At 65.9% G+C, this 12,384-nt stretch carries 14 protein-coding genes; 5 read left to right on the forward strand and 9 right to left on the reverse strand.

The window, feature by feature from the left end:
- The first annotated feature begins 97 nt into the window (after nucleotides 1–97).
- A complete protein-coding gene (locus QA649_RS40535; RefSeq protein WP_283022035.1) occupies nucleotides 98–826 on the forward strand; it encodes a LuxR family transcriptional regulator in 729 nt (242 codons plus the stop codon).
- A gap of 5 nt (nucleotides 827–831) precedes the next feature.
- Here QA649_RS40535 and QA649_RS40540 read toward each other — a convergent pair whose 3' ends face one another.
- From QA649_RS40540 to QA649_RS40570, 7 genes are read right to left on the reverse strand one after another with little or no spacing between them, the layout of a single operon-like run.
- The gene (locus QA649_RS40540; protein ID WP_283022036.1) at nucleotides 832–2,520 is read right to left on the reverse strand and encodes a tannase/feruloyl esterase family alpha/beta hydrolase; all 1,689 of its coding nucleotides are present in this window, start codon (nucleotides 2,518–2,520) and stop codon (nucleotides 832–834) included.
- 24 nt (nucleotides 2,521–2,544) lie between these two features.
- Entirely contained in the window at nucleotides 2,545–3,420 is an 876-nt protein-coding gene (locus QA649_RS40545; RefSeq protein WP_283022037.1) for an amidohydrolase family protein, read from the reverse strand.
- 12 nt (nucleotides 3,421–3,432) lie between these two features.
- Nucleotides 3,433–3,828: a RidA family protein gene (locus tag QA649_RS40550; RefSeq protein ID WP_212341246.1), complete on the reverse strand. Its 396-nt coding sequence runs from the start codon at nucleotides 3,826–3,828 to the stop codon at nucleotides 3,433–3,435.
- A 25-nt stretch (nucleotides 3,829–3,853) separates the two neighbouring features.
- The gene (gene hpaH / locus QA649_RS40555) at nucleotides 3,854–4,657 is read right to left on the reverse strand and encodes a 2-oxo-hept-4-ene-1,7-dioate hydratase (protein ID WP_283022038.1); all 804 of its coding nucleotides are present in this window, start codon (nucleotides 4,655–4,657) and stop codon (nucleotides 3,854–3,856) included.
- Between the two features lie 3 nt (nucleotides 4,658–4,660).
- Nucleotides 4,661–5,521, reverse strand: coding sequence for a fumarylacetoacetate hydrolase family protein (locus QA649_RS40560; RefSeq protein ID WP_283022039.1), 861 nt, complete (start codon nucleotides 5,519–5,521; stop codon nucleotides 4,661–4,663).
- A 54-nt stretch (nucleotides 5,522–5,575) separates the two neighbouring features.
- Entirely contained in the window at nucleotides 5,576–6,193 is a 618-nt protein-coding gene (locus QA649_RS40565) for a flavin reductase family protein (protein WP_283022040.1), read from the reverse strand.
- Nucleotides 6,194–6,196: 3 nt separating this feature from the next.
- The gene (locus QA649_RS40570) at nucleotides 6,197–7,162 is read right to left on the reverse strand and encodes a tripartite tricarboxylate transporter substrate binding protein (protein WP_283022041.1); all 966 of its coding nucleotides are present in this window, start codon (nucleotides 7,160–7,162) and stop codon (nucleotides 6,197–6,199) included.
- A 132-nt stretch (nucleotides 7,163–7,294) separates the two neighbouring features.
- On the opposite strand from QA649_RS40570, the gene QA649_RS40575 reads away from it, so the two are divergent.
- The 4 genes from QA649_RS40575 (at nucleotide 7,295) to QA649_RS40590 (ending at nucleotide 10,996) form a co-directional block, all read left to right on the forward strand.
- On the forward strand, nucleotides 7,295–8,086 hold the full coding sequence (locus QA649_RS40575) for an IclR family transcriptional regulator (RefSeq protein WP_283022042.1): 792 nt from the start codon (nucleotides 7,295–7,297) through the stop codon (nucleotides 8,084–8,086).
- Between the two features lie 255 nt (nucleotides 8,087–8,341).
- Nucleotides 8,342–9,637, forward strand: a complete 1,296-nt coding sequence (locus QA649_RS40580) for an O-acetylhomoserine aminocarboxypropyltransferase (protein WP_283022043.1) — start codon at nucleotides 8,342–8,344, stop codon at nucleotides 9,635–9,637.
- Between the two features lie 4 nt (nucleotides 9,638–9,641).
- Complete coding sequence (locus tag QA649_RS40585; RefSeq protein WP_283022044.1) at nucleotides 9,642–10,424, forward strand: alpha/beta hydrolase; 783 nt, start codon at nucleotides 9,642–9,644, stop codon at nucleotides 10,422–10,424.
- A gap of 68 nt (nucleotides 10,425–10,492) precedes the next feature.
- Nucleotides 10,493–10,996, forward strand: coding sequence for a DUF6496 domain-containing protein (locus QA649_RS40590; RefSeq protein ID WP_283022045.1), 504 nt, complete (start codon nucleotides 10,493–10,495; stop codon nucleotides 10,994–10,996).
- Between the two features lie 14 nt (nucleotides 10,997–11,010).
- On the opposite strand, the gene QA649_RS40595 is transcribed toward QA649_RS40590, so the two are convergent.
- Together QA649_RS40595 and QA649_RS40600 are read right to left on the reverse strand one after the other, a co-directional pair.
- Nucleotides 11,011–11,964 (reverse strand): aliphatic sulfonate ABC transporter substrate-binding protein, encoded by a 954-nt coding sequence (locus QA649_RS40595; protein ID WP_283022046.1) that lies wholly within the window; start codon nucleotides 11,962–11,964, stop codon nucleotides 11,011–11,013.
- Nucleotides 11,965–11,985: 21 nt separating this feature from the next.
- Nucleotides 11,986–12,207: a hypothetical protein gene (locus tag QA649_RS40600; RefSeq protein WP_283022047.1), complete on the reverse strand. Its 222-nt coding sequence runs from the start codon at nucleotides 12,205–12,207 to the stop codon at nucleotides 11,986–11,988.
- Nucleotides 12,208–12,384: the final 177 nt, after the last annotated feature.

Here is a 12,384-nt window from a genome sequence, read left to right on the forward strand (position 1 = left end):
ATGCGTGAGATTGCAGGCCCCGCGATGGTGCCCTAAACTCGGGATATGGAAAGGTAGCGTAGCGCCGATCCCTCAAGGCTAGATCGGAGGATCGGCGATGGATGTGATCCGCAGCCGCGCGTTCGAGTTCATCGAGACGGTGCAGGCGCTTTCCGACACCGCGAGTGTCCTGGACGCCATGGGGCGCATGCTCGGCGAGTACGGCCCCGACCAGTTCTGTTGCGCCTATGTCGCGCCGCTCTCGACCGAGGCCCCGCGCGAGGCCGTTCTCGCCCATCGGCTGCCGCCCGGCTTTCTGGACATGTATTCCACCGAGCAGTTCGTCTGGGACGATCCGGCGCTGCGCTACTGCAAGACGACGCTGCGCCCGTTCCGATGGTTCAGGGAAGCGCCGTTCGATCCGACCCGGGAGCCGCGCGCGGTCGAACTGGTCCGCCGCGCCCGCGACTTCGGCCTGCTCGACGGCGTGATGGTCCCGATCGCTTCACCCGCCAACCGCATCGGTCAGGTGTTCTTCGGCGGCCGCGAGATCGATCTGCCGGAGCGTGATTTGCCGGCCCTCCATCTCATGGCGCTTTATGCCTTCGACCGGGCGCTGGCACTGCGCGGCCAGCCCGAGGCACGAACACTCGCGCTGTCTCTGCGTGAGTGCGAGGTGCTGACACTGGCTGCGATCGGGCGATCCACCGAGGAGATTGCCGACGCCTTGACGATCTCGGCGCGCACCGTGAAGGCGCACGTCAAGAACTGCTGCAAGAAGCTCGGCGCGACAACCCGCACGCAAGCCGTGATGATCGCCATGCGCGACCGGATCATCTCGCCCTGATCGCGCTACGGGGTGGTGCAGATGAAGCTCTCGGCCGTCTCGATGCTGCCACTGCCGAGATAGCGGGTCTGGCGAGGATAGGGGCACAGCGGCCGGCTGCGTCCCGGCCAGGGCGTCGTCGCACCGGCGCGCGCCTCGATGCTGTCCGGCGCGCGGCCCTGCTCGACCCAGGCCACCAGCGGTGTCAGCACGTCGAAGCTATCGGTGGCAGGGCCTCCCGAGCAATGGTTCATGCCGGGCACGAGGAAGAGGCGGGCGAATTCGGCCGTCTCCTTCTCTCCGCCCGCAGCATTGGTGAGCCGCTTGTACCAGTCCAGCGTATCCAGCGCCGAGAACGTGGGATCGCTGACGCCGTGATAGAGCAGCAGCTTGCCGCGCCGCTGACGGAACGCGGAGAGATCGACTGAATTTGCGGAGATCGTCTGCACGGAGGATTCCGGCATCGCCGCGCTCGTGCCGAAAATCCTGGCATGGGCGGCCGTGACATCCACGGTGCGGTAGAAGTCGTAAACGGCCTCCGCTTCACTCGCCAGCGGCGAATGGGGTGGGGTCATGTAGAGATATGCCAGGGTCGCGCCAAAGGACACGTTGAAGGCGTTGACGCGGCTGTCGGGCGCGGTGCCGAGAATCCAGCGCCGCCATCCGTCCGTGGCAATTCCGGAGTCGTATGGATACGGCGCGTAGATCCGGCGGCCCTGTGCCGTGGTCGGCCCCTCGAAATAGTTTTCGAGCGCCGCGACCTGGGCGGCGGAGAGACAGCTCGCGGTCTTCGCGGCGGGACATTGCAGCGTGCGCGGCGAAAAGCGACAGGCGGGTACATTGTCGATGATGCCGTCGGCAAGTCCGTCGGCTTCATCGCAGGACTGAACGACCGCCCTGGAGAGCAATTCCATATCCGCCCTCGACAGCGCCTCCGCCAGAATGGGGCGGCCATCCGGAGCTTTCGGCGAAATCGCCGCGAAGCCTTGCGTCGAGGCGGCTCCTGCAAGTCCCTTCTCCGGCATTCGAAAAGCCGGGGCACCGGCGGCGACCCCATCGAAGTGCTCGGGGAAGCGCTGCGTGAGCGCCATTCCGTGCCGCCCGCCGTTGGAGCAGCCCAGGAAATAGGAATATGTCGGCGAGCGGCCGTAATAGGCCTGGATGAATTGCCTGGCCCGCCGCGTCACGACGTCGTCGGCGCGATAGCCGAAATCGATCCGCGCCTGCGGGTCGAGGCCGAAACTGGCGCCGCCGAGCGGGCCCGGCGCATTGCTGTGCCCGGCATCGGTCGTGACCGTCGCGTATCCCTGGTTGAGCGCGCTCGGCTGCCCGCCGCCGGGCAGCGCATCTCCGTTGCCGAGGACGCCGTCAGTGCCGCCCTGCCCCTGGAACACGAAGCGGCCGTTCCACGCTTCCGGCAATCTGAGATGCAGGCCGATGGCGAATTTCTGGCCGTCGACGCCGGTGCGCTCGTCCAGATAGGCGATCACTTCGCAATGCGCGGGCAGTCCACCGGCCGCAGGACGCGGCTGAGCTTCGCTGATGCGCATCGCCGGACCAGCTTCCGACTGGAGCCGATCACATGCGATCACGGGCGAGATGGTGTCGCTGCCGGCGGCCGCGGTCCCGGCGGAGACAATGCCTCCGATGAGGGCAAGCGCCGCACAGGTCCAAAACTGGCGGTGCAGCCTTCGTCGTGCCGAGACCATCAACATCCGCCCCGATCGTGAACGCCCCAACTAGTCCGGAAAGCCGAACAGCTTTGCAGGATTTTGCACCAGGATCTTTTCCAGCTCGGCCTGATCGGGCGCGTAGCGGTACATCAGCTCGAGCAGATCGGCGTCGTTCGGCGGCTGCTTGACGGAGACCGGGTGCGGCCAGTCGCTGGCCCAGACGCAGCGGTCGGGGGCGGCCTCGATATAGGCGCGCGCGATCGGGATGACGTCGTCATAGGGCGGGCCGGCCTTCGAGGTCTTCTCGCCGAGCGACAGCATGACCCAGAAATTGCCCTTGGCCAGCAGCTCCAGCATCTTGCGCAGGTTCGGATCGTTCCTGCCGGCCTCGGGGTCGGGGCGCGCCATGTGGTCGATCAGCACGGGGACGTCGAGATTCTCGTACTTGGCGACGCTCGACATGATGCCGTCCTTCTCCGGCTGGATCTTGACGTACCAGCCGAGCTCGCGGATGCGCGCGATGGCGCGGGCGAAGTCGGCATCCGAGAGCACGGCGCCGAGCTCCTGGCGGAAGCTGAAGCGCGCGCCGCGCACGCCGGCATCGTGCAGCTTGGAAAGATACGCGTCGCTCGCCTCGGCGAACACCAGCGCATTGGCGCAGCCGCGATAGTTCGGGCCCATCGCGGCGAGGCCGTCGAGCACGACGGCATGGTCGGCGCCGTAGGTCGTGGTCTGCACGATGATGCCGCGCTCGATGCCGAGCGTCTTGTGCATGCGCAGCGCTGCTTCCCAGGTTGCGGTCGGCATCCGATACGCCGCGCCGGGGCGCTCCGGATATTTGTCGATCGGCCCCAGCACGTGAAACTGGCTGTCGATGGTCTTTGGCGGCGGCGCCTTCACCGGGCGGCGCGGGTTGGGATCGAACGGCAGATAGGTCGGCATGCGCAAAACTCCTCAGTCGATCACGGCGGTGAAGTCGCACTGCACCAGCGCGCCGCCATCCATGTTGTCCATCGGCAGCGCGTGGCGCGCCGGGCGCGAATGCTCGTCCGGAAACATCTTCAGCCACTCGACATTGACCGGGCCGCGCTGCGAGCGGTCCTTCAGCCACACCGTCATCTTGATGATGTCGTCGGTGGTGCCGCCGGCGGCCTCCACCGTCGCCTTCATATGCGCGAACATGTTGGCGCATTGGGCGTCGAGACTTTCGGGCATCGCATTGGTCGCGGGATCGCGGCCGAGGATGACGCCGGACATCACGAGATTGCCGATGCGGCAGGCGTTTGGAATCGGGTTGACGTGCTTGAAGCCGCCGATGTGGATGCTCTTGCGCCGCGATTGACCCGTCATGATGCGCTCCCTGCTTGTTGTTGCTTCAGACGAACTGGCACGACACCGAGCCGAAGGCGCCGTAGTCGGCGTGGAACGTGTCACCGCGGCGGATGTCGACCGGACGCGTGAACGAACCCGCCAGCACCACCTCGCCGGCGGCGAGATATTCGTCATGCGGCGCGAGGCGGTTGGCGAGCCAGGCGATGCCGTTGGCGGGGTGATTGAGCACGCCGGCGGCAAGGCCGGTCTCCTCGACCTCGCCGTTGCGGAACAGGAGCGCGCCGATCCAGCGCAAATCCGCATCCATCGGGCGGATCGGCCGGCCGCCGAGCACCAGCGCGGCGTTGGCCGCGTTGTCCGAGATCGTGTCCATCACCTTGCGCGTCTTGCCCGTCTCAGGGTCGACGCGATGCATGCGCGTCTCCAGAATCTCCAGCGCGGGCGTGACGTAGTCGGTGGCGTTGAGCACGTCGAAGATGGTGCAATCGGGCCCGCGCAGCGGCGCCTTCAGCACGAAGGCGAGCTCGACCTCGATGCGCGGCGCGTGGAAGCGGTCGAACGGGATCGGCGTCGCATCGGCATAGAACATGTCGGCGAACAGCACGCCGTAGTCTGGCTCGTTGATGCCGACCGCGTTCTGCATCGCCTTCGAGGTCAGGCCGATCTTGTGGCCCCTGATGACGCGGCCGCGGCCGAGCTGAAGTTTTGTCCAGGTGCGCTGGACCGCGTAGGCATCCTCGATGCTGAAGTCCGAATACTCTTTCGAGAACATCGGGATCAGCGTCTTGGTGCGCTCGGCTTCATCGAGACGTGCGGCAAGGCGTTCGATCGTGGCGGCGTCCAGCATATCTTATTGCTCCGCAGCAACGGTGTTGCGCAGCACGCCGATGCGGCTCGACTCGACCTCGACGACGTCGCCGACTTTCAGCCAGCGCGGCGGATCGAAGCGCGCGCCGGCGCCTGTCGGCGTACCCGTGACGATCATGTCGCCGGGCTTCAGCGTCGCGAAGGTCGAGAGATAGGAGATGATGAAATCGAACGGGAACATCAGCCGCTCGGTGGTGTCCTGCTGCCGCACCTCGCCGTTGACGCGCGTGATGATGTCATGCGGCCCCCGCGGATCGAGCTCGTCCGCCGTGACGATCCACGGACCGATGCTGCCGGAGCGATCGAAATTCTTGCCTTGCGTGACGTTGAACTTGCCGTGGCGCAGCCAGTCGCGGATCGTACCCTCGTTGCACAGCGTCATGCCGAAGATGTGCGCCCACGCCTTCTCGCGCGGGATGTGGCGGCCGCCTTGTCCGATCACGATGACGAGCTCGCCTTCATAGTCGAGCTGCTCCGAAACCTTCGGCTTCTCCAGCGGCTGACCGGAGCCGGTCATCGAGGACATGCTGCGCACGAACAGGCTGGGATATTTTGGCAGGTCCGAATTGTCTTTGTACTCGGCATTGCGCTCGGCGTAGTTGACGCCGATGCACCAGAGCTTTTCCGGCGCCAGCACCGGCGGCAGCAGGACGAGCTTGTCCAGCGCGTAGTCCGGCTTTTGCCCGGCGACAGCTTCCTTCGCATCGGCCAGCGCGTTGGCCGCGATCAGTGCCTTCACGTCGGAATAGTCGCGGCCGATGCGCTTGGTCAGATCGACCACACCGCCTTCGACAGCCGCGCCATAGCGCGGCTCGCCGTCCAGGAGATAGCTCAGGAGTCGCATTGTCATTTCCTCCGATGATCTTGAGGCAGCCTGGCCCGCGACGGGCCCGCGCACTCAGTCTTTCGATTTGGGGGTCTGGAAGACGGTGTTCAGCGTCACGATCTCGCCGAGGCGGGCGTAGCGCGGGCCGCCGATGCGCGCGATCGGGTCGAGCGCTCTGGTCTCGACCTTGCCGTCGTTCACGAGGCCGTCGCGCAAATGGAACATCACGACCTCGCCGACGATGAGCCGGCTCTTGGCATCGCCGAATTCGAGGCACTGCCGGAAGCGGCACTCCATCGCGACGGGTGCAGCGCCAAGCCGCGGCACCTTGATGCGCTCGCAAGGCAGCGTCTCCAGCCCGAGATGCTCGACCTCGCTGATCTCAGGCGGATGCTCGACCGAGCTGTCGTGCACCGCGTTCATCAGGGGTGTATCGGCGATGTGGATCACATATTCCTCGGTGTCGAGGATGTTGTGCGCGGTGTCCTTGTAGTCGGCGCCCTTGCGGCCGACGCTGATGGCGAGCATCGGCGGCTTCTGCGAGACGAAGGTGAAGGCGCTGAACGGCGCGAGGTTGAGCACGCCCTTGCTTGACAGGCTCGTGACCCAGGCGATCGGACGCGGCACCACGATGCCGGTCATCAGGCGGTAGATGCGCTCGGCGCCGAGCTCGGTGGGGTCGATCCGCATCGATCATTCAGCCCTGATGTTGGCCTTGCGCACGACCGGGATCCACTTGGCGTCCTCGCGCTCGAGATAAGCCCTGAACTCCGCGGGCGTCATCACTGTTGCTTCGCCGCCGAGTTTTTCGAACTTGTCGACGACGCCGGGGTCTTTCAGGATCGCGATCAGCGTCTCGTGCAGCTTGTCCACGACAGGCGCCGGCGTGCCTGCCGGCGCGAACAGGCCGGTAAAGGTCTGGCCGTCAAAGTCCTTGTAGCCGAGCTCGGCGAAGGTCGGGACGTCAGGCAGCGACTTCAGGCGATGCGGGCTGGTGACGGCGAGCGCGCGGAACAGGCCGGCCTTGATGTGCTGGAGACTGACCGTGAGCTGGTCGAATGCGAACTGCACCTGGCCGCCGAGCAGATCGTTGACCGCCGGCGCATTGCCGCGATAGTGCGCGGTCACCCATTGCAGCTCGAGGTTCGACTGCATCAGCTCGCTGAGCAGATGGTTGGTGGTGCCGGGGCCGGGCGAGGCCATGGTCAGCTTGCCGGGCTCACGCTTGGCGAGGTCGATGAATTCCTTGAAGTTGCTGGCCTGCACCGACGGATGCACCTCGAGCACCAGCGGCGTCATCGAGATGGTCGAGATCGGCAGGAAGTCCTTCTTCCAGTTATAGGCCTCGCGCTTGTTGATTTCGGTTGCAAACAGCACCGGGCCGTTGGCGCCGACGAACAGCGTGTAGCCGTCGGGCGCGGATTTCGCGAAGGCCTCGCCCGCGATCATGCCGCCGGCGCCGGCCTTGTTCTCGATGATGAAGGGCTGGCCGAGCTTTTCCTGGAGCTTGTCGGCGATGATGCGCGCCGCGCTGTCGACATTGCCGCCGGCGGGATAAGGCACGATGAGCTTGACGTTGCGCGTCGGCCATTGCTCGCCCGACGCGGGACCTGCCAGCATCGCGGCTGCAGCAGCGATGGCAATCCAGATTAATCTCATGTTAACCTCCCAGCAGCGCTTCCAATTCCAGTATCCGGTGCCGATGACGTCGCGCACGGCATCCCGATCGCGGCGCAATCTCCAGATGCGCACTTTACCTGTCGAGTGAATTGTGGCGTTCTCGTCCATATTATGGACAGAACCAGATTGACCCGCAACGCCATGGAACCGCGGCAGGGCGCGCAAGCGATCCGGCGCGCGCTCGCGGTGCTGCGTATTCTTGCCGCAGGCCGCGAGGACGGTGTGCCATTGGCCGAGGTGGTGCGGACCACCGGCCTCACCCGCCCGACCGTGCATCGCATCGTCCATGTGCTGATCGAGGAAGGCATCGTCGAGCGGCATGCGCGCACCGGCCGCTACGCGATCGGCAACCAGGTGCCGGAGCTCGCGCTGGCGCGTCCCCGGCCGTCGCGGCTGCTGATCGCCGCCAATCCCTCGCTGCAACGTGCATCCGCCGCGATCGGCGACACGCTGTTCCTGACCGTGCGCACCGGCAACGACACGCTGTGCGTCGACCGCAGGATCGGCGTCTATCCGATCCAGGTGCTGTCGATCGAGGTCGGCGCGCGCCGGCCGCTCGGCGTCTCCAGCGCAGGCGTCGCCATCCTGGCCGCGATGCCGACGCCGGAGGCGCGAAAAATCGTCGCGGCCAATGAGAAGCGGTTCGAGGCCTATCGGACCGATGTCGCGACGGTGCTCGGCGAAGTCACCGCTGCGCGACGGCTGGGATACGGCATGAGGGAGATCGGCCTGGTGCAGGGCACGAAATCGATCTCGACCTGGATCAAGACCCCGGACGGGCAGCCCGCCGCGGCGATGACCGTCTCCGCCGTTCGCACAAGGCTCGGGCCGCGGCGCGAGCAGGAGGTCGCGGAGATTTTGTTGCGGGAGGCGCGGATCATCGAGCAGGCGATCGGGGGTTAGCTTCGCCTCTCCCCGCCTGCGGGGAGAGGCCGGAATTCGAGCGAAGCTTGAATTCCGGGTGCGGGGCAGTCTCCGCGAGTCACCGTCCCCGTGGAGACTCCCCCTCACCCCAACCCTCTCCCCGCAAGCGGGGCGAGGGAGTGCACCGCCGTCGCGGCTGGAGCTCGCTTCAAACCCAGCGCTGTCAATGGCTGACTTCGCGCGCCTTTTTATGGCACAACGGCCACCCTTACCGACCGATCAACGAGGCCACGCATGCCCGCGCCAAAGCCGCCTGCCTTCGAAACCCTGAGCCTGCATGCGGGCCAGCATCCGGATCCCACGACCGGTGCCCGGGCGGTGCCGATCTACCAGACCACGTCCTACGTGTTCCAGGATTCCGACCACGCCGCCGCGCTGTTCAACCTGGAGCGCGCCGGCCACATCTATACGCGCATCTCCAATCCGACCACGGGCGTGCTGGAGGAGCGGCTCGCGGCGCTGGAAGGCGGCGTCGGCGCGATCTGCACCGCGAGCGGCCAGGCGGCGATGCACCTGGCCATCGCTACACTGCTGAGCGCCGGCGACCACATCGTGGCGTCGAGCTCGCTCTATGGCGGCACCATCAACCTTTTGGCGCACACGCTGCCGCGCTTCGGCATCACGACGACGTTCGTCAAGCCGCGCGACCTCGGCGCGTTTCGCGCCGCGATCAAGCCGAACACGAAGCTGGTGATCGGCGAGACCATCGGCAATCCCGGGCTGGAAGTGCTGGACATTCCCAAGGTCGCCGCGATCGCGCATGAGGCAAAGATTCCGCTGCTGATCGACAACACCTTTGCCACGCCCTATCTCAGCCGCCCGATCGAGCTCGGTGCCGACATCGTCATGCATTCGGCGACCAAATGGATCGGCGGCCACGGCATCGCGATCGGCGGCGCCATCGTCGACGGCGGCCGGTTCGACTGGCGTGGCTCCGGCAAGTTCGGCGTGCTGACGGAGCCCTATGGCGGCTATCACGGCATCGTCTTCGACGAGCAGTTCGGCACGGCAGCCTTCATCATGCGCGCGCGCACCGAGGGCCTGCGCGATTTCGGTGCCTGCCTGTCGCCGACCAACGCATTCCAGCTGCTCCAGGGCGTGGAGACGCTGGGCGTGCGCATGGACCGCCACATGCAGAACACGCACTCCGTGCTGGAGGCGCTGAAATCCAACAAGGCCGTGGACTGGGTGCTGCATCCCTCGCTCGAGGACCACACGGACTATCAGCTCGCCAAGACGCTGCTGCCGCGTGGCGCCGGCTCGATCGTCTCCTTCGGCATCAAGGGTGGCCGGCCCGCGGGACGCAAGTTCATCGAATCTCTGCGCATGATCAGCCACCTCGCCAATGTCGGCGACGCCAAGACGCTGGTGATCCACCCCGCCTCGACCACGCATCAGCAGATGGATGCCGAGCAGCTCAAGGCCGCCGGCATCGGCGAAGAGCTGGTGCGGCTCTCGGTCGGCATCGAGACCGCCTCCGACATCATCGACGACCTCAACCAAGCGCTGCGCATCTCCCAAAAGGCCTGACATCATGAAGCTTTCCGTCAACGGCACTGATGTGTTTGTCGCAACCGGGGGCCGCGACTTCGACAAGTCGCTGCCCGCGGTCGTCTTCATCCATGGCGCCGGCTTCGATCATTCGACCTGGGCGCTGCATACGCGCTGGTTCGCCCATCATGGTTTTAGCGTGCTGGCGCCCGACCTGCCCGGACACGGCCGCTCCGCCGGACCTTCGCTCGACAGCATCTCAGAGATGGCCGACTGGACGGCGGCGCTGCTCAATGCCGCCGGCGCCGCGAAGGCGCATCTGATCGGTCACTCCATGGGATCGCTGATCTCGCTGGAGACGGCGGCGCGGCATCCCGACAAGGTCTCGGCGCTGAGCCTGATCGGCACCGCCGCGACCATGACGGTCGGCCCGGATCTCTTGAAGGCGGCCGAAGCCAACTCGCAGGATGCCAACGACATGGTCGCGATCTGGGGCCTCGGCTTCAACGCGGAACTCGGCGGCAGCCTCGCGCCGGGTCTGTGGATGCACGGCGGCGCGCAAGCCGTGCTGAAGGCTTGCGAGCCGGGTGTGCTGTTCAGGGATTTGTCGGCCTGCAATGCCTACGCGAATGCGCTTGCCGCTGCGGCGAGCGTGAAGGTGCCGACGACGCTCATTCTCGGCGAGCGGGACATGATGACGCCGGCCAAGGCGGGCAAGGCGCTTGCAGCCGCGATCCCGCATGCGAAGACCGTCGTGGTGCCCGGCGCCGGCCACATGATCATGGCCGAGCGGCCGGATGAGCTGCTGGCGGCGCTGAGGAACTAAGCGGATCGATCTCCTGCCTTGCGCGTTGCGGTCAGACATCCCTCTGAATCAAGAAGGGGAACTCGACCATGCCAAGACAGGAAATCATTCGCAAAGCCAGGCAGGACAAGCGCGCCGGCAAGTCGGCCAGCACGCAGGCCGGCGAATTCGTCAAGGACGAGATCGACAGGATCCGGAAAGGCAAGCACGGCGCGCGCTCGACCAAGCAGGCCATCGCCATCGGCCTCTCCGAGGCGCGTCGCGCCGGCGTCGATCTGCCGCCGCCGCGCAAGGGACGCACCAAGAAGTCGACGCGCCGCAGCGCCAAATATGCCTATGAGGTCGGCCAGGGCAAACGCACGCCGAAGCGTCGGCCGAACGTGTCTCGCGCCGTCGAGAACGTCCTGAAGAAGGAGCCGCGCTCCACGGCATCGCGCGGCGCGCTGTCGAAACAGGCCAAGCGGGCTGCAAGCCGCCGAACCGCCGCGTCCCGCTCAGCCGCCGCGCGGAAAGCGAGCCACACCAAGGGATCGAAGGTCCGCTCCGCCGCCGCAAAGAAGGCGGCACGCACCAGGGCGCGCCGCAAAGGCTGATCAGTCGCGCCGGCTCACGAGCCCGGCGTCCATTTCCAGACGATGTCGGAGACGTTGACCGGCTTCGGGATCAGGCCGAGCTTTGCGAAACGGTCGGCGACGGCCTGCTGGCTTGCGGCAATTCCGGCATCCAGCGGCACGACGCGGAAGTTGGAGCGATCCACGAACCGCCTGACGGCCTCGATGTCAACGCCGGTCGCCTCTGCTTGCGCTTTGGCGACGTCCTCGTGGTGTTCGTTGGCCCAGACGCCCTCCGATGCAAAGGTCGTGTTGAGCTTCGCGACCAGCGCCGGATACTTCTCCACGAAATCCGTGTTGGCGACGTAGAACGCATTCGGCTTGTGCACGTCCTTGTCGAAAGCGATGACGCGCGCGCTCTCCTTCAATTCGGCGAGCGCGAGATACGGATCCCAGATCGACCAGGCATCGACCGAGCCCTTGACGAAGGCGGCCGTCGCATCGGCCGGCGCAAGCGGTGCCGGCGTGATGTCGGACCAGGAGAGGCCGGCTTTTTCGAGCGCCGCGACCAGGAGATTATGCGCGCTCGATCCCTTGCCGAAGGCAACGCGCTTGCCCTTGAGCTCGGCGATCGTCTTGATGGCCGAGTCCTTCGGCACGATGATCGCCTGGGTGTTGCCGTCCGATTTCACCGCGGCAACGTAGCGGATCTTGGCGCCGCCGGCCTGCGCGAAGATCGGTGGGGAGTCGCCGACATAGCCGAAATCGACGCTGCCGACATTGATGGCTTCCAGCAGCGGCGGACCGAACTGGAAATCGACCCACTTGATCTCGATGCCCAGCGGCTTGAACGCGTTTTCCAACGTCTGGCGCTGACGTACCGCCGGGAAGAAACCGCCCTTCTGCGTGCCGATGCGGATTTCCGCCGGCTTGTCCTCGGCGCGCGCGGGGGCCGCAAGGGCGGTCGCGAGCAGGAGCGTCGTTGCAAGGATGTGTCGTCGGGTAATCATGACTCGGTCCTTTCGGTGAGATCAGTTGGCGAGGAATTGCGAGCTCGCGCGACGGCTACGCTCGGAGAACACGGCACGGGCGGCGCGCTCGGCCTCGCGGGCCGAGCGGAACTGGCGGCCATCGAGACTGTCGAACAGGCGCTCGGAGGAAAAGAAGCGGAAGCCGCGCTCATCTCTCGTGATGATGCCGGCGGCGCAGTCGTGGATCTCGATGATGTAGGCGTTCGACTGGGTCTGGGACATGGCTGCTCGTTCGCCGGAAATTCGGCGTTCCTGTCTTGGAAGTTCAAGTCTTGGGATTTGCGGTGTGAGGTGCTGCTAGGAGACGGTCAGCAGCAACAACAGGCGCCCGTGGCCGCCGAGAAACAGCGCAGCGTCATGCATGCCTGCATGTCGTTCTGATTGCGCTGGTGGTCGGTT

It is taken from the genome of Bradyrhizobium sp. CB1717, from assembly GCF_029714325.1.
GTDB lineage: Bacteria > Pseudomonadota > Alphaproteobacteria > Rhizobiales > Xanthobacteraceae > Bradyrhizobium.